Annotated in this window: 18 protein-coding genes; 10 read left to right on the plus strand and 8 right to left on the minus strand. The window is 56.7% G+C overall.

Going from position 1 to position 21,950, the window contains the following annotated elements; translation table 11 throughout:
• Positions 1-47: 47 nt before the first annotated feature.
• Positions 48-299 carry a sulfurtransferase TusA gene (gene tusA, locus FHW04_RS09270; RefSeq protein WP_031375242.1) on the minus strand — a complete coding sequence of 84 codons (252 nt, stop codon included), beginning with the start codon at positions 297-299 and terminating at the stop codon, positions 48-50.
• A 204-nt stretch (positions 300-503) separates the two neighbouring features.
• On the opposite strand from tusA, the gene FHW04_RS09275 reads away from it, so the two are divergent.
• Both FHW04_RS09275 and FHW04_RS09280 read left to right on the plus strand, forming a co-directional pair.
• Positions 504-1,169, plus strand: a complete 666-nt coding sequence (locus FHW04_RS09275; RefSeq protein WP_031375243.1) for a 7-cyano-7-deazaguanine/7-aminomethyl-7-deazaguanine transporter — start codon at positions 504-506, stop codon at positions 1,167-1,169.
• A 118-nt stretch (positions 1,170-1,287) separates the two neighbouring features.
• Positions 1,288-1,842 carry a DcrB family lipoprotein gene (locus FHW04_RS09280; RefSeq protein WP_031375244.1) on the plus strand — a complete coding sequence of 185 codons (555 nt, stop codon included), beginning with the start codon at positions 1,288-1,290 and terminating at the stop codon, positions 1,840-1,842.
• A 79-nt stretch (positions 1,843-1,921) separates the two neighbouring features.
• Here FHW04_RS09280 and iolE read toward each other — a convergent pair whose 3' ends face one another.
• The 3 genes from iolE to iolD all read right to left on the minus strand — a co-directional run bounded on the left by iolE (position 1,922) and on the right by iolD (position 5,880).
• Positions 1,922-2,818 (minus strand): myo-inosose-2 dehydratase, encoded by an 897-nt coding sequence (iolE, locus tag FHW04_RS09285; RefSeq protein ID WP_031375245.1) that lies wholly within the window; start codon positions 2,816-2,818, stop codon positions 1,922-1,924.
• A gap of 47 nt (positions 2,819-2,865) precedes the next feature.
• Positions 2,866-3,876 carry a Gfo/Idh/MocA family protein gene (locus tag FHW04_RS09290; protein WP_069729100.1) on the minus strand — a complete coding sequence of 337 codons (1,011 nt, stop codon included), beginning with the start codon at positions 3,874-3,876 and terminating at the stop codon, positions 2,866-2,868.
• A gap of 63 nt (positions 3,877-3,939) precedes the next feature.
• The gene (gene iolD / locus FHW04_RS09295) at positions 3,940-5,880 is read right to left on the minus strand and encodes a 3D-(3,5/4)-trihydroxycyclohexane-1,2-dione acylhydrolase (decyclizing) (RefSeq protein WP_089561863.1); all 1,941 of its coding nucleotides are present in this window, start codon (positions 5,878-5,880) and stop codon (positions 3,940-3,942) included.
• Positions 5,881-6,426: 546 nt separating this feature from the next.
• Here iolD and FHW04_RS09300 point away from each other — a divergent pair.
• Together FHW04_RS09300 and FHW04_RS09305 are read left to right on the plus strand one after the other, a co-directional pair.
• The gene (locus tag FHW04_RS09300) at positions 6,427-8,340 is read left to right on the plus strand and encodes a bifunctional 5-dehydro-2-deoxygluconokinase/5-dehydro-2-deoxyphosphogluconate aldolase (protein WP_089561864.1); all 1,914 of its coding nucleotides are present in this window, start codon (positions 6,427-6,429) and stop codon (positions 8,338-8,340) included.
• Positions 8,341-8,646: 306 nt separating this feature from the next.
• A complete protein-coding gene (locus FHW04_RS09305; protein WP_046289370.1) occupies positions 8,647-9,489 on the plus strand; it encodes a MurR/RpiR family transcriptional regulator in 843 nt (280 codons plus the stop codon).
• Positions 9,490-9,593: 104 nt separating this feature from the next.
• Here FHW04_RS09305 and iolB read toward each other — a convergent pair whose 3' ends face one another.
• Both iolB and FHW04_RS09315 read right to left on the minus strand, forming a co-directional pair.
• Positions 9,594-10,412 carry a 5-deoxy-glucuronate isomerase gene (gene iolB / locus FHW04_RS09310; RefSeq protein WP_089561866.1) on the minus strand — a complete coding sequence of 273 codons (819 nt, stop codon included), beginning with the start codon at positions 10,410-10,412 and terminating at the stop codon, positions 9,594-9,596.
• 136 nt (positions 10,413-10,548) lie between these two features.
• Positions 10,549-12,054, minus strand: a complete 1,506-nt coding sequence (locus FHW04_RS09315) for a CoA-acylating methylmalonate-semialdehyde dehydrogenase (protein ID WP_031375252.1) — start codon at positions 12,052-12,054, stop codon at positions 10,549-10,551.
• Between the two features lie 426 nt (positions 12,055-12,480).
• Here FHW04_RS09315 and FHW04_RS09320 point away from each other — a divergent pair, with 426 nt between their 5' ends.
• Positions 12,481-13,296, plus strand: coding sequence for a TIM barrel protein (locus FHW04_RS09320; protein WP_089561867.1), 816 nt, complete (start codon positions 12,481-12,483; stop codon positions 13,294-13,296).
• Between the two features lie 76 nt (positions 13,297-13,372).
• Here the strand turns inward: FHW04_RS09320 and FHW04_RS09325 are convergent, their stop codons facing one another.
• On the minus strand, positions 13,373-14,590 hold the full coding sequence (locus FHW04_RS09325; RefSeq protein WP_089561868.1) for an MFS transporter: 1,218 nt from the start codon (positions 14,588-14,590) through the stop codon (positions 13,373-13,375).
• A 285-nt stretch (positions 14,591-14,875) separates the two neighbouring features.
• Here FHW04_RS09325 and FHW04_RS09330 point away from each other — a divergent pair, with 285 nt between their 5' ends.
• Positions 14,876-15,931 (plus strand): AI-2E family transporter, encoded by a 1,056-nt coding sequence (locus FHW04_RS09330; RefSeq protein WP_031375254.1) that lies wholly within the window; start codon positions 14,876-14,878, stop codon positions 15,929-15,931.
• On the opposite strand, the gene FHW04_RS09335 is transcribed toward FHW04_RS09330, so the two are convergent.
• Positions 15,920-16,603 carry a FadR/GntR family transcriptional regulator gene (locus FHW04_RS09335; RefSeq protein ID WP_069729095.1) on the minus strand — a complete coding sequence of 228 codons (684 nt, stop codon included), beginning with the start codon at positions 16,601-16,603 and terminating at the stop codon, positions 15,920-15,922. The two genes, FHW04_RS09330 and FHW04_RS09335, sit on opposite strands and share 12 nt — an antisense overlap.
• Positions 16,604-16,741: 138 nt before the next feature.
• On the opposite strand from FHW04_RS09335, the gene uxuA reads away from it, so the two are divergent.
• From uxuA to proP, 4 genes are all read left to right on the plus strand, one after another.
• Positions 16,742-17,926 (plus strand): mannonate dehydratase, encoded by a 1,185-nt coding sequence (gene uxuA, locus FHW04_RS09340; RefSeq protein WP_089561869.1) that lies wholly within the window; start codon positions 16,742-16,744, stop codon positions 17,924-17,926.
• A 338-nt stretch (positions 17,927-18,264) separates the two neighbouring features.
• Positions 18,265-19,848, plus strand: coding sequence for an EAL domain-containing protein (locus FHW04_RS09345; RefSeq protein ID WP_089561870.1), 1,584 nt, complete (start codon positions 18,265-18,267; stop codon positions 19,846-19,848).
• A complete protein-coding gene (locus FHW04_RS09350; protein WP_158087039.1) occupies positions 19,832-19,981 on the plus strand; it encodes a hypothetical protein in 150 nt (49 codons plus the stop codon). The genes FHW04_RS09345 and FHW04_RS09350 overlap by 17 nt, the downstream gene beginning before the upstream one ends.
• Before the next feature lie 392 nt (positions 19,982-20,373).
• Positions 20,374-21,879 carry a glycine betaine/L-proline transporter ProP gene (proP, locus tag FHW04_RS09355; protein ID WP_031375258.1) on the plus strand — a complete coding sequence of 502 codons (1,506 nt, stop codon included), beginning with the start codon at positions 20,374-20,376 and terminating at the stop codon, positions 21,877-21,879.
• Positions 21,880-21,950 lie beyond the last annotated feature (71 nt).

The raw sequence follows: 21,950 nt of genomic DNA on the forward strand, positions 1-21,950 counted from the left end.
GAGCGGCCGGTCAGATGACGGGCCGCGCTGCCAATGGGCACCCAGCGTTACTCCGCCATCCCTTTCTGGATCAGGAACTGATAAGGCAGGTTATCGGTCTGCTGCGCCAGCAGGCGATGCTCCATAAAGCGGCAGAAGCCGGGAATATCGCGGGTGGTGGCCGGATCGTCGGCAATGATCAACAGCGTATCGCCATCCTGCAGGCTGCGAACGGTTTTGCGCACCATCATCACCGGCTCCGGACAACGCAGGCCACGGGCATCCAGTTGATGGTCGGCAGAGGAAAAAGCATCGCTCATAATGGACTCGGTTCAGGTTTGGGGCGCTCATTCTAGCGCGTGGTGCCGTTGACGCAAGGCGATAACGATTGCGCTAAAATTAACCATTGCATAAATAGCACAACGCGGTAAGATGCCGCCGCTTTTTGCTCATAAAACTGCCAGGCGCTGCCCGAACGGCGTCCCGCAATGGGTTCCCTCACCCCAACATTAAAAAGGTTGATTATGCTCGCATTCTCTTCGCGTCAGCGCATGCACGCGCTGTTCTGGTTATCGCTGTTTCACCTGCTGGTGATCACCTCCAGTAACTACCTGGTGCAGCTGCCGATTTCCATTTTCGGCTTCCACACCACCTGGGGCGCGTTCAGCTTCCCGTTTATCTTCCTGGCAACCGATCTGACCGTGCGCATCTTTGGCGCGCCGCTGGCCCGACGCATTATTCTGGCGGTGATGATCCCGGCGCTGTTTATCTCCTATGCCGTTTCTTCGCTCTATTATCAGGGTCAGTGGCAGGGCTGGGCGGCACTGGAACAGGTGAATCTGTTTGTCGCGCGTATCGCCTGCGCCAGCTTTATGGCTTACGCCCTGGGTCAGATCCTCGACGTGCACGTCTTCAACCGTCTGCGCGCCCTGCCGCAATGGTGGATCGCTCCAGGCTGCGCCATGTTCCTCGGCAACATCAGCGATACGCTGGCCTTTTTCTTCATCGCCTTTTATAAAAGCCCTGATGCGTTTATGGCCCAGCACTGGGTGGAGATCGCCCTGGTTGACTACAGCTTCAAAGTGCTGATCTGCATGGTGTTCTTCCTGCCGGCCTACGGCGTATTGCTCAATGCCGCGCTGAAACGCCTGGCTGAGCGCCGTGCCACCAGCCAGATAAATTTCGGCTAACCCGCCATACCGATTTACGCCATTACCCGCTAAGATCTGCTGACAATCATCAGGTTGCGTTTGCAACCTGATTCCTGTTGTATTAACGGCTGACTGGAAACTTAAAAAAGGGATTCTGATGCGCAACCTGGTGAAATATGTAGGAATGGGCTTACTGGTGCTGGGCTTAGCCGCCTGTGACCAGAAGAAAGATGACGCGGCGAATGACAACGGCGTCAGCGCCAGTCAGTCGGCGCAGACCGTGACGCTGATGGATGGCAAACTGAGCTTCTCGCTGCCGCCGGGCATGTCGGACAAGAGCGGCAAGCTCGGTTCACAGACCACCAATATGCACGTGTATGCCGACGAAACCGGTGCGCGCGCGATTATTGTGATTGCCGGTGAGCCGACCAGTGATGGGCTGGACGTGCTGTCACAGCGTATGGAGCAGCAGCAGCGCAACCGCGATCCGCAACTGCAGGTGGTCTCGAACAAAGCGGTCACGCTGAAAGATCAGCCGGCACAGCAGCTGGATACGGTGATTTCTGCCAATAACCAGACCTCATGGTCATCGGTGATTCTGGCCAAAGTCGACGGCAAACTGGTGACGCTGCAGATTACCCTGCCAGGCGACAACCAGCAGCAGGCACAAAGCGATGCCGACAATATTGTGAAGAGTATTGCGCTGAAATAAGGCCGGGCGACTGCCCTGCTGGCTTGCGGCTTCCCCCATCTGGGGGAAGCCGGTTTATCTCACGGTTTCCCGCCTGCGCTTACAATCCTGCGTTCTCACGAATATATTTGCGCGCTTTCACCGCATATTCAAACGGGTTAGCCAGCGCCGGGTCCTGCTCCGCTTCCACCACCATCCAGCCTTTGTAGCCGTAATCGTCGAGGATTTTGAACACCGGTTTGAAATCGATCACGCCATCGCCCGGTACGGTGAAGGTGCCCTTTTTCACCCCTTCCAGGAAGGAGAGATGATTGTCGCGCACCTCGGCGACGACCTCGTCACGCACGTCTTTCAGGTGGACGTGGAAAATGCGCGGCAGATATTTTTCCAGCACCGCCAGCATCTTCTGCTGCGATCCCTCAGAGTAGTAGACGTGACCGGTGTCATACAGCAGGCCAACCTGATCGTCGGTCAGGGCCATAAAGCGGTCTATCTCTTCAGTCGTCTGAATACCGGTCCCCATATGGTGATGCAGCGTGACCCGCATCCCCTTCTCAGCCGCAATCCGCGCCAGTTCGTTATAGCCTTCTGCCGTCAGCTGCCACTCCTCATCACTGAACACCGGTTTCTGCTCAAACACCGCCAGCGTGGTGCCCTGAATACTTTTGCTCTGTTCTGAACAGCCAATCACCCGCGCGCCCATCGCATGCAGGAAGTTCATGTGGTTAACGAACTCGTCGATGGTTTTAGCTTTGTCGCCGTTGGCAAAAAAGGTGCTGAACCAGGCGTTGCAGATCTCAATGCCGCGAATGTCGAGCATCGGTTTAAGAATCGCTGGATCGCGCGGATATTTACTGCCGACTTCGCTACCGGTAAAACCGGCCAGCGCCATCTCGCTCACCGTCTGCTGGAAGGTGTTCTCACTGCCGAGATCCGGCATATCATCGTTGGTCCAGCCAATCGGGGCGATAGCCAGTTTTACATTGTCTTTGTTCATCATTTTATTCCTGAGCCGGGGCGGTCATCCCGCCTGTCTGGGCTGAATTAAGAGTAGAAAGCAGGACGTGGCGGCATCTCTACCGTTTCAATCGCACCGCTGTTTTGCGCTTTGATACAGGCATCGGCGGCCACTGAGGCGGCAAAGCCATCCCAGGCAGACGGACCGGTCAGCGTGCCCGCTTTCACGTCGTTGATGAACGCCTGCAGCTCCACGTCATACGCTTCGATAAACCGATCTTTCCAGTCAACCAGAATGGTGTTCGACAGTCGGGCATCTTTACGCAGCTGCACCGACGACGGCTCAGGCAAGCGGGCAATGCCCTCTTCCCCGACCACTTCGCACTGAATGTCATAGCCATAGGCGCAGTTGACGAAGATCTCGACGTCGATGCGTACCCCTTTCTGGGTCTCAAACAGCACAATCTGCGGATCTTTCAGTTGGGCATGGGATTTTGAGGTGACGCGCGGGAAGACCACCTGCACCGTTTTATAATCGTCATTGGTCAGCCAGCGCAGCACGTCCAGTTCATGGATCAGCGTGTTGGTGATCGCCATCGGCGTGGTGTAATTTTCCGGCACGGTCGGGTTACGGTGCGCACAGTGCAGCATCAGCGGCTCGCCAATATCCCCGTCGGTAATCACTTTTTTCAGCGCGCGGTAGCCAGCATCGTAAGGGCGCATAAAGCCGACCTGCACCAGCCGTTTGCCGGCCTGGATTTCAGCGTCCACCACCCGGCGACAGCCTTCGGCGCTCATCGCCAGCGGCTTCTCACAGAACACCGGTTTGCCCGCGGCAATCGCAGCTAAGGTGAACTCTTCGTGGGTCGGGTCCCATGACGTCACCAGCACCGCATCCACCTCTGGTGACTGGATCACGTCATGTCCGTTCTGGAACACTTGCGCCTCGATGTTCAGGCGCTGCAGCGCAGCGCGCGCGCCGTCAACGTTGATATCCGAGACGGCAACCACCTGTGCGCCCTGCAACACGTGGTTGCAGCGGCGAATATGTTCCTGACCAATTGCACCTGTACCGATGACGCCAAGTTTCAAAGTCATAATTACACCTGTGTAGGGTTCGTGCTGAGATAAGAGGAAAGGGGCCGTGATCCGGCCCTGAAATTAGTATTTACGCGCCTGATCCAGATGGGTTTTCAGCTTATCCGCTACCGCCTGAACCCGTTCAGAATCGGAGGCCTGCGCGACGCCAACGTGCCACCAGCTGAAATATTTGTGGATCATGGTTTTCGGCAGCACTTTGATGTCGATAAGCGTGGAAACGGTCTGCGTTCTGGCATCTTCCAGCGCGGCTTTTAGCTGCTCCAGCGTGGTGACGCGGTAGGTTTTACAGCCGTAGCCTGCCGCGATGGCGGCGAAATCAACCGGCACGAAGCCCCCATCCAGCTTGCCACCTTCCGGATTACGGAAGCGGAACTCGGTGGTGAAGCTGTCCATTCCGTGTTCCATTTGCAGGTTATTGATGCAGCCGTTGGTCATGTTATCCAGCAGCACCACGTTGATCTTCGCCCCTTCCTGAATTGAGGTAACCAGCTCGGAATGCAGCATCATGAAAGAGCCATCGCCGACCAGCGCATAGACTTCTCGCTGCGGCTGCGCCAGTTTTGCGCCCAGCGCGGCGTTAACTTCATAACCCATACAGGAGTAGCCGTACTCCACGTGATAGGCGTTGTAATCTTTGGTGCGCCAGACGCGCTGCAGATCGCCGGGCAAGCTGCCCGCTGCCGCAACAATCACCGCCTCTTTGGGTAACTGTTCGTTCAGCGTGCCGAGCACGCTGCTTTGCGTCAGGACTGACTGGGTCAGGCGGTTGAACTCGGCGAATACCGCTTCACGATCGAGATGGTCGGCAATCTCCGGCACAAAGTCCTGTTCGTGATACTCCACCTGATAGACACGCTGAGTCTCTTTCAGCAGTTTGCTCTGCGCCTGTTCAATCTGGCTGCCCCAGTCGTTACTGTAATGCTGTGATGCCAGCGCGGCCGTCAGCGCGGTCAACCCTTCACGGGCATCGGCCAGCAGCTGTACGCCATCCAGCTTGTAGCTGTCGAAATTGCTGACGTTGATATTGAGGAAGCTGACGTCCGGATTCTGGAAAATCCATTTCGAGGCGGTGGTGAAGTCGGTGTAACGGGTACCAATACCGATGACTAAATCAGCCTCTTTTGCCAGCAGGTTGGCGGCCAGACAGCCGGTTTCACCGACGCCGCCGACGTTAAGCGGATGGTCGGAGATCACCGTGCCTTTGCCCGCCTGCGTTTCGGCAAACGGAATCTGATAACGCTCGGCGAACTGGCGCAGCGCCTCACCCGCTTCAGAGTATTTAACCCCGCCGCCACAGACGATCAGCGGCTTGCGTTTACGGCCGATCAGCGTCAGGGCATCGGCCAGCTGCGCCGCAACCGGCAGGCGACGATCCAGTCGGTGCACCCGCTTCTGGAAGAAATAGTCCGGGTAATCCCAGGCTTCACCCTGCACATCCTGCGGCAGCGACAGCGTTACCGCGCCGGTTTCGGCCGGATCGGTCAGCACGCGCAGGGCGTTAATGCAGGCCGACATCAGCTGTTCCGGACGGCTGACGCGGTCCCAGTATTTGCTGACGGCCCGGAAGGCGTCGTTGGTGCTGATGCTAAGATCGTAGCTCTGCTCAATCTGCTGCAAAACCGGATCGGGCTGGCGGGTAGCGAACACGTCGCCGGGCAACAGCAGCAGCGGAATACGGTTCGCGGTGGCGGTGGCAGCCGCGGTAATCATGTTGGCGGCACCGGGTCCGACTGACGAGCTGCAGGCGATGATCTGACGACGCAGTGACTGTTTAGCAAAGCCGGTGGCGGCATGCGCCATGCCCTGCTCATTGCGGCCCTGATACACCACCAGATCGCCGCTATCCTGCTCCAGCGCCTGTCCCATTCCCAGCACGTTGCCATGACCGAAAATGGCGAAGATGCCTTTTACAAACTTAGTCTCAACGCCATCAACATCAATGTATTGATTATCAAGAAATTTAACCAGCGCCTGTGCAGTGGTCAGTCTGATTGTGCCCATATGCTCTTCCTTTACATGCTGGTGGTACCTGACTCCGGTACAACGCGCCAGGCGAAGTCATACTGCGGAAAAGGCGACCGGTATAATTGAAACGTGAGGCGATTATAAACAAATATATTTTTCATAAAATACAATTACAGAAGAAACATTTCATTTTGCGAGTGAGATCAAATTTAGTGACGCTGCCGGGACTGACAGGCGATCCGGACCGGGTAAACTGGAACGTTTTATGGACATCATCGAATGATGAAAAAATTCATTTCACTTCAGCAGCTTCCTCTATTAATGGGGATATTCCTGCGATCTCTCTCACAACCCTGATATGCCGGGCGCCGTCAACCTGGCTCTGCCGATCGCTGAGTGGAATCAGGAGTTTTACCTGGTTCACAAAATCGCGATGGATATTTCATTTCATGTTGAACTTGGAATTTTTATTCCTCATACTGCCCTCATAGCCAATCAGGCACCTATAGACCCGGAAGCAAAGCGCGCGACGTCGGGCTTTTCGCCCGCAGTGTCTGCTAATCACAGAAGGAAACCACAGGTATGAGTACACAACAGAAGCGGCTTGATGTGATTTGTATCGGGCGCATCGCCGTTGATTTTTATGGTCAGCAGATCGGGGCGCGGCTGGAGGATGTCACCTCATTCGCCAAATATCTCGGGGGTTCCTCAGGCAACGTCGCCTATGGCACTGCGATTCAGGGCCTGAAATCGGCGATGCTGGCGCGGGTGGGAGATGAGCACAATGGTCGCTTTCTGCGCGAAGAGTTGCAGCGCGTCGGCTGTAATACCGATGCCTTAATCACCGACGAAAAACGCCTGACCGGCATGGTGATCCTCGGTATTAAAGATGAAGAGACTTTTCCGCTGATTTTCTACCGTGATAACTGCGCCGATATGGGCCTGGTACCGGACGACGTGCAGGAAGATTTTATCGCCTCTTCGCGCGCGGTCGCGGTGACCGGCACCCACTTATCCCACCCGCAGACCCGCGAAGCGGTGCTGAAAGCGCTGGTTATTGCCCGCCGCAACGGCCTGCGTACCGCACTGGATATCGATTATCGTCCGGTGCTGTGGGGACTGACCTCGCTCGGCGACGGTGAAACCCGTTTCATTGAATCGTCGCAGGTGACGCAACAGCTACAGGAAGTGGTGCATTATTTCGATTTAATCGTCGGTACCGAAGAAGAGTTTCATATTGCCGGTGGCAGCACCGATACGCTGACCGCCCTGAAGAACGTGCGTCAGGCCAGTCAGGCGACGCTGGTCTGCAAACGCGGTCCGCTGGGCTGCGTGGTGTTTGAAGGTGAGATCCCGGATAGCTGGGAACAGACCCGGCTGCACAGCGGGGTGCGGGTCGAAGTGCTAAACGTGCTGGGCGCAGGCGATGCGTTTATGTCCGGCCTGCTGCGTGGCTGGCTGAACGATGAAGGCTGGGAACAGGCATGCCGTTACGCCAACGCCTGCGGAGCGCTGGTGGTGTCACGCCACGGCTGCGCGCCCGCCATGCCCACCAAAGCGGAGCTGGATGATTTCCTGAGTCGCGATAAAGAGGTGAAACGGCCCGATCTCGACAGTCGCCTCAACCATCTGCACCGCGTGACCACCCGCAAACAGCAGTGGCCGGAACTGAACGTGTTCGCCTTTGACCATCGTAAACAGCTGGTGGATATGGCGCGCGAAGCGGGCGTCGATGAGAGCAAAATTCCACAGCTTAAACTGCTGCTGCTGAAAGCGGCCGAGGAAGCGGCGCAAACCGCCGGACTGGAGAACAAAAGCGGTATTCTGGCGGATACCACTTACGGCCAGAAAGCGCTGAATGCCATCACCGGTAAACAGTGGTGGATTGGTCGCCCGATTGAACTGCCGGGTTCGCGCCCGCTGCGGCTGGAACATGGCAACATCGGCTCACAGCTAATCGACTGGCCAGCCGAACACGTCGTGAAATGCCTGGTGTTTTATCATCCGCACGACAGTGCCGAACTGCGTAAAGAGCAGGATGAGCAGGTACTGGATGTCTGGAACGGCTGTAACAAAAGTGGCCATGAGCTGCTGCTGGAAGTGATTTTGCCGGAGAGCAACCCGGATCGTAATGAAGGTTACTATTTTGATATTCTCAGTCACTTCTACAGCCTCGGCATTCAGCCGGACTGGTGGAAACTGCCGCCGCTGTCGGCCGAAAGCTGGCAGGCGATCAGCGGATTGATCGAACAGCAGGACCCGCACTGCCGCGGCATTCTGTTACTCGGTCTGGACGCGCCGGAAGAGAAGCTCAAAGCTGGCTTCGCCGCTGCGGCGAAAGCGCCATGGGTAAAAGGCTTTGCTGTCGGCCGGACAATTTTTGGTCAGCCATCGCGCCAGTGGTTACAGGGCGAACTGGACGATCAGTCGCTGATCGACACCGTGAAAGGCAACTACCTGCGGCTGATTGAGTACTGGCGCGCCGCCCGCGCCTGATGCAGCCCGCCAGACGCCATCCTGCTCAGAGGGTGGCGTTTTTTTATGTCTTACACCGTCATCCTTCTGCTGTCGCCCGCCCTGCTATCCTCACTCTCCCCATCCTGACAGCCGCAAATCAGCGCCGTTTTATCCTTGTGCGCCACGAACCGCCTCTCCGGCTGGCCGTGCCGGGACATTCTGTGAAGCAATTCATAAAGCCATGAAATAAACCGCTCTGTTGACGCAAACAAATGAAATTTTCCATCCATCTGGTACTATAGCGCTCATTATCCAGCCATTATTCTTATTACACGGGCAGAAGTAATGACCAATAATCCCACCCAACTTTCTTTATTGCAGGACGATATTCGTCGCCGCTACGAAACGCTGAGCAAACGTCTTAAACAGGTTGCGCGTTACATTCTTGATAACAGCAATAGCATTGCCTTTGATACCGTGGCCTCTATTGCCCAGCAGGCTGATGTCCCGCCATCAACCCTGATTCGCTTTGCCAACGCTTTTGGCTTTAGCGGCTTCAATGAAATGAAACAGGTTTTTCGTCAGCACCTGATGGAAGAGACGGTTAACTACACTGAACGCGCCCGTCTGTTTCGTCAGACCTCAACCGATGACAGCGCCAGTGCGCCTGAAAGCCCGGCTGAGATCCTCAACGTGTTTACCATGGTTAACAGCCAGGCGTTACAGCAGCTGGCGATGCAGGTTAATCCGGAGCAGCTGAACAAAGCGGTGAAGCTGCTGAACGAGGCCGAGAATATCTATGTGATTGGCCTGCGCCGTTCTTTCAGCGTCGCCTCTTATCTGGTGTATGCGCTGCGCCATCTGGAACGCCGGGCCTTCCTGATCGACGGCCTCGGCGGCATGTTTACCGAACAGCTCAGCCTGGTGAATCCTAAAGATGTGGTGATTGCCATCAGCTACTCGCCGTATGCGCGTGAAGCGGTCGAAGTGGTTGAAATGGGTGCCAAGCGCGGTGCGCATCAGATTGCCATCACCGACAGCCAGGTCAGCCCGCTGGCCGCCTTCAGCGACGTCTGTTTTGTGGTGCGTGAAGCGCAGGTGGATGGCTTCCGGTCGCAGGTTGCATCACTTTGTCTGGCGCAGACGCTGGCGGTGTCACTGGCACTGAACAATGCGGAAACGCCCTGATTCAGGCGATTAAAAAAGGCAGCCTGTTGGCTGCCTTTTTTATTGGTCGGCGGTGAGCTTAATCACGGCCGGCTGTAGAACGGTTACGGCTGACGGTGAGACAGTTATGACTGACGCGGATAGTCGTCGCTATTGACCCAGGCGTGATCTTTCTCCCAGGTAAACTTCCACAGCCGCACCGGTCCGGCCATCACGTTCAGGTAGTAGTTGTTGTAACCCGCCAGCGTCGCCACCGGATGATAGCCACGCGGCACCATCACCACATCGCGATTGTAGGGCGCCATGCACGCGTCCAGCGAGCGATCGTCGGTGTAAACCCGCTGCATGGCAAAGCCCGGTTCCGGATCGAAACGGTGATAATAGGTCTCTTCCAGATAAGTTTCGTCTTCGCTCTCTTCCTGGTCGTGCTTGTGGCTGGGATAAGAGCTGGTATCGCCTTCATTGGTATAGACTTCCACCACCAGCAGACTGTCAGCCGGTTTATTATCCGGCAGAATATTGTGTACCAGCCGCTGGTTACGTCCTTTGCCACGATGCTCCACCCCGACATCTTCCGGCGCAATCAGCCGCGCAGGCAGATTGCCGTGGCCCGGCGCGCTACAGACTGCCAGTTCCAGATCGCTGTCGGCCTGCACGTCGACTTCATCGTCATGCGGGACATAGACTGACCACGGCGGCACGCGCTCAAACGGTGACATGCGCTTACCGATGCCAGGGAATTCTGCGTGGCGGGTTTTAACCGAGGCCAGCCCGGCGACTATCACCAGGCACAGCTCGTTATCACCGCTGCTGAGGCGCAGGGTTTCTCCCTTCTTCAACAGATAAACGTCGAAACCGACATAACGCCAGCCGGCGCGCTCCGGCGTGACGTGCTGAATGCGACCCTGACTGTCTGGTGCTTGTGCTTTCGAAAGTAAAGACATCCCATTCCTCCTCTCTGCATGATAGATGCGCTTGCCGTCGCAGTGGCCCGGATTTAACCAGCCGCCTGAAACCGCTAACCGGCAGGCCATCGTAATGCGGCCTGCCGGTCGGGCACCTCAAACAGAGTTCATTGAATTAACTTAGCGTAGGCATACTGAATTCTGAAACGGTCTGCTGACCCGCTGGCCAGCGCACCGTGGCGGTTTTCATCCGGGTGTAGAAACGCACACCGTCCGGACCGTGGACGTTGAGCGCGCCGAACACCGAACGCTTCCAGCCACCAAAGCTGTGGAAAGCCATCGGCACCGGAACCGGCACGTTCACCCCGACCATGCCGGCTTCAACGTTCTGGACAAATTCACGCGCGGTGTTGCCGTTGCTGGTGAAAATGGCGCTGCCGTTGCCGAACTCATGGCTGTTGACCAGTTGCAGCGCGCTGTCGTAGTCCGGCGCACGCATGATGCTCAGCACCGGGCCAAAAATCTCTTCACGCCAGATCACCATGTCAGAGGTGACGTTATCAAACAGCGTGCCGCCGACGTAGTAACCTTCGGCGTGTCCGGCCACCTGAATAGTGCGGCCATCCACCACCAGCTTCGCACCTTCCTGCTCACCTTTATCAATGTAGCCGAGCACTTTCTTCTGATGCGCCGCCGAAACCACCGGCCCCATCTCATTCTCTTCTGCGCCTTTATTGATGCCAGGCCCGACACGCAGCGCTTTTACCAGCGGCGTCAGGCGGGCAATCAGTTTGTCAGCCGTATCATCACCAACCGCGACCACCACCGGCAGCGCCATGCAGCGCTCACCCGCTGATCCAAACGCCCCACCCATAATGGCGTTCACGGTGGCATCCAGATCGGCATCCGGCATCACGATGGCGTGGTTTTTGGCGGCGCCAAACGCCTGTACCCGCTTACCGTGGGCGCTGGCCGTTTTGTAGATGTGTTCTGCTACGCCGGATGACCCGACAAAGCTCACCGCCGCGATGCGCGGATCTTTGTACAACTGTTCAGCATCTTCATTTGAGCTGTGTACCACGTTGAATACGCCATCTGGCAGACCCGCTTCGGTAAGCAGTTCCGCCATGCGGACCGCGGCAGACGGATCAAGCGCAGGCGGCTTCAGAACAAAGGTATTGCCGCAGGCCAGAGCGATCGGGAACATCCACAGCGGCACCATCGCCGGGAAGTTAAACGGCGTAATCCCCGCCACAACCCCGACCGGCTGCATCAGCGAAAAGCTGTCAACGCCACTGCCGACATTCGGTGAGTATTCCCCTTTCAGCAGATGCGGGATCCCGCAGGCAAACTCAATCACTTCAATGCCGCGGGTCAGTTCGCCCAGCGCGTCAGACCAGACTTTGCCATGTTCGGAGACAATCAGCGCCGCCAGTTCATCGCGATGTTGTTCCATCAGCGCTTTGAAGTTGAATAGCACACGGGCACGGCGCAGCGGTGAGGTTTTCGACCAGGCCGGGAAGGCGTTGTGCGCAACCTCAATCGCATGAGCCACTTCGTCAGCAGTACTCTGCGTCAGTTCACGTACCACTTTTCCGGTTGCCGGATCGTAAACCGGGATGGTTTCGTTGCTGGCGCTGAAGGTGGTTTTACCGCCAATAAAGTTTCCTGTGATAGTCATGATGTTGCCTCTTTAAATGGTTAAGTTCCCTGCAGACTCACTGTGCGGCCTGTCCCGCAGCCTGATCAGGCAAACCTGAAAGCGTGCTATGAAACTATTACAGTGGAACAAATTTTTCAAATGGATATTTTTAGAAAATTTCCTTTTAGCGGCACAGATCGCATTTTTATCGTCACCCGAGCGAGGCAGCCTGATATCGGGCCAAAGCCAGCCTGTCAGGCGCTTTACGGCCGCTGACAAATCCGTTAGCCGGGTGAAAAAGTCACGGTTTTTGCTGGCGCGATCGGGTTTTACCGGTCCGCAGTGAAACGGAATATGGAATTAATGCGAGACGGATCTAATAATTACCATTTCATAATTCATAAATAATGAAATAAATGTTCTCTTTAGCCCCATCTTCCTCTTTCCTGTCACCGGAGTCGCAGCATGGCCATCGATCCCACCCGCTTCTGTATTAATCGTAAAATCGCGCCCCGGCTCTCACTGGAGGCTTTTTTCCAGCTGGTCCAGCGCCTGGGGCTGAGTAAGGTGGAGCTGCGTAATGATATGCCGGGCGGCAGGGTGACTGACGGCCTCACTGCTGAACAGCTGCGCGCGCTGACCGACAAATACCACATTGATATTGTCACCATTAACGCCCTTTATCCCTTTAACCGCATTGATGACGATCTGCTGACCCGGACGGAGGCGTTGTTACAGGAGGCGCAACGGATTGGCGCCCGTGCGCTGGTGATGTGTCCGCTCAACGAGGGAATCAGCGTATCGCCGCAGCAAACCGTGGCGGCGCTGCAGCAGCTGGCTCCGCGCTTTGCCCATTATGGGATTCAGGGCCTGGTCGAGCCGCTGGGATTTCCGGTCAGCTCACTGCGTTCGGCCGTGCAGGCGCAACAGCTGATTGCTGAGGCAGCGGTGCCGTTTAAGCTGGTGCTGGATACCTTCCATCATCATCTCTATGAGCAGGCTGAACAGGAGTTTCCGCAGGGCATTGAGGTTGAGCAAATCGGGCTGGTGCATCTCTCTGGCGTGGAAGATCTGCGCCCGACGGCGGAACTGACTGATGAGGAACGGGTGATGTTAAGCGATGGCGATGTGCTGAACAGCGTGGTGCAGGTCAAGCGGCTGGAGATGCTGGGTTACAAGGGAATTTACGCGTTTGAACCCTTCTCCAGCCAGCTGGATAGCTGGACACCGGCTGAGATTGAACGCCAGATTCGTCACAGTATCGAACTGCTGCAGGCCTGAGCCTGCACAAATCATCGTCCGAACATCTTCTTATCTGTGTCTGAAAAGACGTTTGGCCCCGGTTGGGGCCCTTTTTTTATCCCTGATGTGGCTCTGTAGCCGGTTGCCTGAACTGCAGACGCAGAGTGCAGACGCACGCCAGACAGACCAGCAGTGCCGTCAGCAGGTAGACCTGAGAAACCCCGGCATAGCTCATGATCAGCCCGGCGATCGGCCCGGTAATGCCGAGCGACAGATCCATAAAGGCGGTGTACGTTGCCAGCGCGCTGCCCTGATTTTGCTGCGGCACCACTTTTACTGCCACCACCCCCAGCGCCGGGAACACCAGCGAGAAACCGGCTCCGGTAAGAAACGCCCCCGCTTTGGCCATCCACGGATCGCCAGCGGCGGCTACCAGAAACAGCCCGATTGCTTCAACCGCCAGACAGATGCTGGCAACCCGCAAACCACCGTGCCGGTTGATGGCGTTCGGAAACAACAGCCGCGCCCCGACGAAAGCCCCGCTGAACAGCGACAGCGCAAAGGCGGCGCCTCCCCAGCCTTTATCCTGATAAAACAGAGTAATAAAAGTGGCAATGACGCCGAAACCGGCAGAGCCCATCGCCAGAATCGCGCCGAAGCCAGCAATTTTTCCCAGCACCGCGCGGAACGGCAGCGGTCTGGCTTTACTGCCTTTGACGGCCGGACGCGGCAAGGCCCCGGCAATCCCTACCAGGCAGATGGCGATGATGATCCCCGACAGCCACAGCAGCCCGCCGAGCCGGTAAATCAGTACCCCGAGCGGCGCGCCAATCGCCATCGCGCCGTAGGTGACGATGCCGTTCCATGAGATCACCCGGCCAATGTGCAACGAACCAACCCGCGCCACGCCCCACAATGAGGTGCCGGTGCCGGTGAAACTCTGCCCCACCCCGAGGATCAACCGGCCGATGCACAGTAGCGTCAGGCTCAGCAACGGACTGTCGAGCGTCAGCGCCGCCAGCAGGATACAGACGCCGCTGATCAGGCAACCCACCAGCCCGATCACCACCACTTTCTTAGGCCCCCAGAGATCGGCATAGCGTCCGGCATGCGGCCGGCTCAGCAGCGTCGCCACATACTGCAGGCTGATCACTAACCCGGCCCAGAAGGCGCTAAAGCCCAGCGTGTCGTGCACCCAGCCCGGCAGAATCGCCAGTGGCAGACCAATAGTGAGATAACTGGCGAAGTTGTAGATCACGATAGAGAGGATCAGCAGAGATATTTTTACGCTACCGGATGCGGTAGTCGGCTCCGCTGCAGGTTGGTCAGGCATCAGTCCTCGCGCGCGTAGTTGGCTGAAAGGTAACGGTTAGCTGTTAACTATACCTGCTTTCACCGGCAACGCATCACGGCGGCCATCCGGTGGCGTTATTTTTGTCATCCGCGCAAATGCTGCAAACGGCGGAGTCAGACCCGACAGGGGATTCACTGGCTGACGCGCCTGAGGTCCCGGTGGTCTCAAATCCGGCGGCTGTTTTTACCGTTTCTCTGATAAATCAGCTTGTTAATTTTACTTCAGCTACACTTTGCTCAGCCAATTTGTATGATGGGAGAGGGAATGAGCGAGCTGCAACGGGAAAAAATCGGACAAAATATTTTGATCAAACTGGCGATGCTGGTGATTATCCTCGCCGGCGTGCGGGCCGCGTCCGATATTCTGGTGCCACTGTTGCTGGCGGCCTTTTTTGCCATTGTGCTCAACCCGCTGGTCACCATGCTGATGCGGCGCGGTTTTCGCCGTGGGCTGGCGATTACGCTGGTTATCACGGTGATCTTCTTCGTCATCCTGCTGCTTGGCGCGGTGCTGGCCAGTTCAATGAGTGAGTTCTCCGATCTCTACCCGCAGCTGCGCGCCACCATGGAGCAGAAAATGACGATATTGCAGCATCTGGCGGCTGGCTTTCACCTCAACATCTCGACCGATGTGTTAATTCAGCGCTTCGACCCGAACACCATGATGAACCTGGCAACGGTGGCGCTGAGCGGCTTTTCGGGTGCCATGACCAATACGGTGCTGCTGATCCTGACCGTGGTTTTTATGCTGTTTGAAGTGCATCACCTGCCCTACAAAATGCGTAATGCGCTGGTTAATCCCAAGATCCGTATCGCCGGACTGCATAAAGCGCTGAAAGGGGTGACGCACTATCTGGCGCTGAAGACGCTGGTCAGTGTGATAACCGGCCTGTCGGTGTGGCTCAGCCTCTATCTGCTGGATGTGAAATTCGCCCTGCTGTGGGGTGTGGTGGCGTTTATCCTCAACTTCATTCCCAATATCGGCCCGATCATTGCCGGCATTCCGCCGTTTTTGCAGGCGTTATTACTCAACAGCCTGTTTGATGCGGCGATGGTGGCGGCGCTGTTTACCGCTATCCATATGGTGTTTGGCAATATGCTGGAGCCGCGCCTGATGGGCCGGGGACTGGGTTTATCCACTCTGGTGGTGTTTCTGTCGTTGGTGTTCTGGGGCTGGCTGCTCGGTCCGGTCGGGATGCTATTATCGGTGCCGCTCACCAGCATTACCAAAATCCTGATGGAGACCACGCCGGGCGGTAGCCGGCTGGCGATTATGCTGGGCACCGGGCGACCAAAACGGGCGCGAGGCTTAACCAAGTAGTCGTTGCTGGACGTGACGCAGATGATTCTCCATCGCCTGACGGGCCGCCACTTCGTCACCGGCCACGATCGCGTTGGCGATCTGCTGATGATCGGCGTTCATCTCAAGGGCAAAACTGTTATCGGCGAAATGGCGCTCCAGCCGCTGCACGTGCGGACTGTGGCGCTTGTTCCATAGCTGCTCCAGCATCTCGCGCAGCAGGTCGTTGCCGCTCATCTCACTGATCAACAGATGAAAGCGTTTATCCTGCTCCAGAAAGGCAGCATCATTTTGCGCGTGCTGTTGCAGCTGCGCCGTCAGCGCCAGCAGGGCAGCGCGCTGTGCCGGGGTGCCGTTGCGCGCGGCAAATCCCGCCAGCATCCCTTCAAACGCTTCTCTGGCCTGTAACAGATCCTGCAGGCTGCAGGCTTCGCTCTCCTGCGGGGTTGCCGTCTCGGGCAACGGCTGAGAGACAAAGACGCCGGTGCCGGTACGGATATCGACCCAGCCGGTCATCTCCAGCGCAATTAACGCCTCACGTACTGAAGAGCGGCTGACCCCCAGCTGCTTCGCCAGTTCACGTTCCGGCGGCAGCATCCCACCGGCGACAAACTCGCCGCGATCAATACCCGCCATAATGGCGTTGGCAATCTGACGATAAAGACGTTCGGTTTTTACCACTGGCAGCGCCATCATCCACTCCTGTTATCTGGCTTCACCGATCGCGCAGTTTGTCATGCTGCGATCCGGATCACGGCCTCATTTTGCTGACTATCATACTCTTGGTCCAGCGGCCTGACCACTGGGCCACATCACAGTTGAGGAGTAAACATGGAACATACATGGCGATGGTACGGTCCGAACGATCCGGTCTCGCTGGATGATGCCCGTCAGGCTGGCGCAACCGGCATCGTAACCGCGCTGCACCATATTCCTAACGGCGAAATCTGGCCGGTCGAAGAGATTAAAGCCCGCCAGGCGTTGCTGGCAGAGAAAGGACTGGTCTGGTCGGTGGTCGAGAGCATTCCGGTGCATGAATCGATCAAGACCCAGCGCGGCGACTACCTGCGCTATATTGCTCACTATCAGCAGTCGATACGTAATCTGGCCGCCTGTGGCATTGATACCGTCTGCTACAACTTCATGCCGGTGCTGGACTGGACCCGCACCGACCTCGCCTGGACTCTGCCGGATGGGGCGAAAGCGCTGCGCTTTGACGCCGACGCTTTTGCCGCCTTTGAGCTGCATCTGCTGCAACGCCCGGGTGCCGAACAGGATTACAGCGCCGCCGAACAGCAGGCCGCCGCCCGACTGTTCGCCGCCATGAGCGAAGAAGAGAAAAACACCCTGGTGCGCAATATTATTGCCGGTTTGCCCGGTGCCGAAGAGGGCTACACCCTTGAGCAGTTCCAGGCACAGCTGACGCAATATGACGGCATCGATAAAGCCCGGTTGCGCGAGCATATGGCCACCTTCCTGCGCGCCATTGTGCCGGTGGCGGAAGAGGTGGGCATCAAACTGGCGGTGCATCCGGACGATCCGCCGCGCCCGATTCTCGGCCTGCCGCGCATTATCTCGACTCAGGAAGATATGCAGTGGCTGAAACAGACGGTAGACAGTCTGCACAACGGCTTCTGTTTCTGTACCGGCTCATATGGCGTTCGCGCCGATAACCCGCTGGTTGAGATGGCGGAAGCCTTTGCCGACCGCATCAATTTTGTGCACCTGCGCGCCACCAAACGTGAGGACAATCCCAACAGCTTCCACGAAGCTGCCCACCTTGCAGGTGATGTTGATATGGTCGGGGTGATCAAAGTAATTCTGGCTGAAGAGCAGCGTCGCCGTCAGGCTGGCAACGGCCGGGCTATCCCGATGCGGCCCGATCACGGACACCAGATGCTGGACGATCTGCACAAACGCACCAACCCCGGCTACTCTGCCATTGGACGTCTGAAAGGACTGGCGGAATTACGTGGTGTCGAAGTGGCCCTGAAACAGATCTATTTTAACCACTGAGTTAACCCGACTGGCCCTGGGTCCGGCCTGAAGCTGGCCGGGGCCGGTTTCGCCGTTGAGCGCTCCGTTCTGCCGCCCTCTTGTCCGGTGCCCGCCATGCCACAGCAACCGGCGTTGCCGCCCGCGACCTGCCCTTTCTTTCGGAATACGTTTAAAATCATGTCTGAATGCCAGCAAAAGCAAAACATTGTCAACTAATGCATTCTCTGGACGATAATTGACCTTAATCAGTTCTGTTGATGGCCAAAACGCTAACCTGCATCGCCCGGAGACATGCTATGCTGCGCCGATTGATTAGCACCTCCTCATAACGCCTATAACACTCAGAGGATTTTGCGGTGCCGATATTGCAACGAAAACGCGATTACGCCAGGCTGATTATCATCGTATCCGGCGTGTTGCCTTTAATACTTGGCATTTTTTTCACCGCCCTCGATGCGCGCCATACGGTCCACCAACAGCAGGTGAGCGCCGCCAATACGCTTTTATCTCAGGCTGAGAAAATGAGCGACAGCGCCTGGGATATGATCAGCTCACTACGCCAGTTTCAGAACCAACCCTGCAGCCAGATTGAAAACACCCTGCAGCGACTCGGTACCCTCAACGCCTATTTCCGTGCCATTGGTAAACTGGAAAAGGATCAGATCGCCTGCTCTTCCGCCTATGGACTAAATTCTGGCTCGCTATCACAAATGATGATGCGTGATGTGCCGGTGACCGGCAAAGCCTGGTGGAGTCTGTCGATCGCCGGGACGTACGCGGTGCCGTATCGTCCGGCGGTGGTGTTCGTGCGTGAACTGCCGGGCGGAGAAGGTTTCTGGGCAGTGATCGATGGCCAGTATCTGATCGATTTTATGCAGGCGATTGGCAGCGCACGCGGCTATCACCTGAGCATGCAGTTTAGCGGCGGCGCGCCGATCGCTTATGGCGCAGCGCAAACCACCGCGCAGGGCTGGTTTGAACCGCTGGTTTACCAGGCCACTTCCCGGCGTTATCCGCTGAGCGTTACGGTGGTCGCGCCGCCGAGCGAACTGATAACGGCCTGGCGACAGGTGCTGTTTATCTTCCTGCCGATGGCGGCCATTTTTTCCATTCTGCTGATGATCCTGACCTCGAACTGGCTCCGACGCCGTATCTCCTGGCGTGATGAGATCCGTCGCGCCATCGCTGGCGGCCAGTTCAGGGCGCACTATCAGCCGGTTTATGACGAACGGTTACAGCGCTGCAGCGGTGCAGAAGCGCTGTTGCGCTGGACCATGCCTGATGGCATTGGCGTGCGGCCGGACATTTTTATCGGTGCTGCCGAAGCCGAAGGGATGATTGTGCCGCTGACCCGTCATCTGCTCGATCTGATTGCGGAGGATGTGCAAGGCTGGCAGGTACCTGCGCACTTCCATCTGGCGATTAATGTGGCCGCCGATCATCTGCAACATCCTGAATTTGTCAGCGATATGCTGAATTTTGCCGAGCGGGTGAAAGAGAAGCAGTTCGTGATCACCCTTGAGCTGACGGAGCGCAGCCTGATTAAAGATGGCGAAGGCGTGGCGCGTAAGCTGGAACAGCTGCGGCAGATCGGCATGAAGGTGGCGATTGATGACTTCGGTACGGGCAACTGCTCACTGAGCTATCTGCAGACCTTCGCACTGGACTACCTGAAAATCGATCGCGGCTTTATTAACGCCATTGAATCGCTGGACGGTGAAACGCCGGTGCTGGACGCCATTATTAACCTCAGCCATAAACTGCAGCTGGAGGTGCTGGGCGAAGGGGTTGAAACCGCCCTGCAGTTCCGCTATCTGCAACAGCGTGGCGTGGTGTTTATTCAGGGTTACTACTATGCCCGCCCGATGGATAACGTTGCGCTGATCGCCTGGCTGGAGCAACACGGACAGCGCCCGTTACAGCATGACGATCCCCTCTGACATCCCACGGTTGCCAGCCAGTTATCAGCGCGAAATATCGGCGACCCTGGCTGCCGTTTCGCCAGCCTCAACCCGCCAGCCAGCTTCACCGCGCTGCGCGCTGCTGCTGATCTTTTCGCCAGCGCTCGGCTGATCCGGCAAATGTATCTGAATGTTTCAGCATCGCTGACACCCGCCCCCTATCCGCAGTAAATCGCCTGAAAACTAACCGAAGCGGCAGAAATGGCGGCAACTCTGCTGAAAAAAGCGTCGTTCGTCACGCAGAGTGATTATTTTTTTCAGGGTTATAAACGGGGTAAACGATCGGCCAGAGGGGTTAGTTTTAGCTCAAACATGACAGATATCACACAAAAACGGTATACTCTGTCGCTTAATGCAATAATCCCGGCACTAATTATTGCGTTGGCTAGCCGATAAAATGCACCTGTTTACGGCTATGCTTTAATTTCCTCAACGCCGCGGTCTGAACGATTCCGCTCGGTTCGCGCCGTTGAGGACTTTCATGTTCCATTACAGGGTAATTCTATGAAATTGCGTAGGAAGCGTGTAAAACCAATTGGCATTGATGATGTGACTATCATCGATGATGCCCGTTTACGTAAAGCCATCACCGCGGCCTCTCTGGGTAACGCGATGGAGTGGTTTGACTTCGGTGTGTATGGCTTTGTGGCTTACGCGCTGGGTAAAGTGTTTTTCCCGGACGTCTCGCCGGGCGTTCAGATGATTGCGGCGCTCGCCACCTTCTCTGTTCCCTTCCTGATTCGCCCGCTGGGTGGGCTGTTCTTCGGTATGCTGGGCGACAAATATGGTCGTCAGAAAATCCTCTCCATCACCATCATCATCATGTCGGTCAGTACCTTCTGTATCGGCCTGATACCCTCCTATGCCTCGATCGGCATCTGGGCACCGATTCTGCTGCTGTTAGCCAAGATGGCCCAGGGCTTCTCGGTCGGCGGTGAATATACCGGCGCCTCGATCTTCGTGGCGGAATATTCGCCTGACCGTAAACGCGGCTTTATGGGAAGCTGGCTCGACTTTGGTTCGATTGCCGGTTTCGTGCTCGGCGCGGGTCTGGTGGTGCTGATTTCCTCCATTATTGGTGAAGATAGCTTCCTTGAGTGGGGCTGGCGTCTGCCGTTCTTCGTGGCGCTGCCGCTGGGGATTATCGGTCTTTACCTGCGCCATGCGCTGGAAGAGACGCCGGCATTCCAGCAGCACGTGGACAAACTGGAACAGGGCGACCGCGAAGGCCTGCAGGATGGCCCGAAGGTCTCGTTTAAAGAGATTGCGACTAAACACTGGCGCAGCCTGCTCTCCTGTATCGGTCTGGTGATCGCCACTAACGTCACCTACTACATGTTGCTGACGTACATGCCGAGCTACCTGTCACATAACCTGCACTACAGCGAAGATCATGGGGTGATGATTATCATCGCTATCATGATCGGTATGCTGTTTGTCCAGCCGATGATCGGCATGATGAGTGACCGTTTCGGCCGTCGTCCGTTTGTCATCATCGGCAGTATCGCCCTGATGATCTTCGCGATTCCAGCCTTTATGATGATCAACAGTGGCGTGCTGGGACTGATTTTTGCCGGTCTGCTGCTGCTGGCGGTGATCCTCAACGCCTTTACCGGTGTGATGGCCTCGTCGCTGCCGGCGATGTTCCCGACCCACATCCGCTACAGTGCGCTGGCCAGTGCGTTTAACATCTCGGTGTTGATCGCCGGTCTGACCCCGACCCTGGCCGCCTGGCTGGTGGAAACCACCAGCAACCTCTATATGCCAGCCTACTATCTGATGGTGGTCGCGGTGATTGGCCTGATTACCGGTCTGTTCATGAAAGAGACCGCCAATAAACCGCTGAAAGGTGCAACACCAGCCGCCTCGGATATGGAAGAAGCGCGCGAAATCCTGCAGGAACATCACGATAACATCGAGCACAAAATCGAAGATATCGACGAAGAGATCGCCCGCCTCGAAGCGAAACGTAAAAACCTGGTGCAGCAGCACCCGGACATTAACGAGTAAGCGTCTTCCCTCTCCCGCCGCCCGGCGGGAGAGTTTTTCTCCCGCGCCGTTACCGCACACAAACCTTCATG

The sequence above is a fragment of the Pantoea sp. AN62 genome, assembly GCF_050432985.1.
Taxonomy (GTDB): domain Bacteria; phylum Pseudomonadota; class Gammaproteobacteria; order Enterobacterales; family Enterobacteriaceae; genus Pantoea; species Pantoea brenneri.

What these genes read in the sequence shown, in the direction of transcription:
- tusA (WP_031375242.1), bottom strand. Translation starts at nt 299, where the DNA reads ATGAGCGATGCTTTTTCCTCTGCCGACCATCAACTGGATGCCCGTGGC.
- FHW04_RS09275 (WP_031375243.1), top strand. Translation starts at nt 504, where the DNA reads ATGCTCGCATTCTCTTCGCGTCAGCGCATGCACGCGCTGTTCTGGTTA.
- FHW04_RS09280 (WP_031375244.1), top strand. Translation starts at nt 1,288, where the DNA reads ATGCGCAACCTGGTGAAATATGTAGGAATGGGCTTACTGGTGCTGGGC.
- iolE (WP_031375245.1), bottom strand. Translation starts at nt 2,818, where the DNA reads ATGAACAAAGACAATGTAAAACTGGCTATCGCCCCGATTGGCTGGACC.
- FHW04_RS09290 (WP_069729100.1), bottom strand. Translation starts at nt 3,876, where the DNA reads ATGACTTTGAAACTTGGCGTCATCGGTACAGGTGCAATTGGTCAGGAA.
- iolD (WP_089561863.1), bottom strand. Translation starts at nt 5,880, where the DNA reads ATGGGCACAATCAGACTGACCACTGCACAGGCGCTGGTTAAATTTCTT.
- FHW04_RS09300 (WP_089561864.1), top strand. Translation starts at nt 6,427, where the DNA reads ATGAGTACACAACAGAAGCGGCTTGATGTGATTTGTATCGGGCGCATC.
- FHW04_RS09305 (WP_046289370.1), top strand. Translation starts at nt 8,647, where the DNA reads ATGACCAATAATCCCACCCAACTTTCTTTATTGCAGGACGATATTCGT.
- iolB (WP_089561866.1), bottom strand. Translation starts at nt 10,412, where the DNA reads ATGTCTTTACTTTCGAAAGCACAAGCACCAGACAGTCAGGGTCGCATT.
- FHW04_RS09315 (WP_031375252.1), bottom strand. Translation starts at nt 12,054, where the DNA reads ATGACTATCACAGGAAACTTTATTGGCGGTAAAACCACCTTCAGCGCC.
- FHW04_RS09320 (WP_089561867.1), top strand. Translation starts at nt 12,481, where the DNA reads ATGGCCATCGATCCCACCCGCTTCTGTATTAATCGTAAAATCGCGCCC.
- FHW04_RS09325 (WP_089561868.1), bottom strand. Translation starts at nt 14,590, where the DNA reads ATGCCTGACCAACCTGCAGCGGAGCCGACTACCGCATCCGGTAGCGTA.
- FHW04_RS09330 (WP_031375254.1), top strand. Translation starts at nt 14,876, where the DNA reads ATGAGCGAGCTGCAACGGGAAAAAATCGGACAAAATATTTTGATCAAA.
- FHW04_RS09335 (WP_069729095.1), bottom strand. Translation starts at nt 16,603, where the DNA reads ATGGCGCTGCCAGTGGTAAAAACCGAACGTCTTTATCGTCAGATTGCC.
- uxuA (WP_089561869.1), top strand. Translation starts at nt 16,742, where the DNA reads ATGGAACATACATGGCGATGGTACGGTCCGAACGATCCGGTCTCGCTG.
- FHW04_RS09350 (WP_158087039.1), top strand. Translation starts at nt 19,832, where the DNA reads ATGACGATCCCCTCTGACATCCCACGGTTGCCAGCCAGTTATCAGCGC.
- proP (WP_031375258.1), top strand. Translation starts at nt 20,374, where the DNA reads ATGAAATTGCGTAGGAAGCGTGTAAAACCAATTGGCATTGATGATGTG.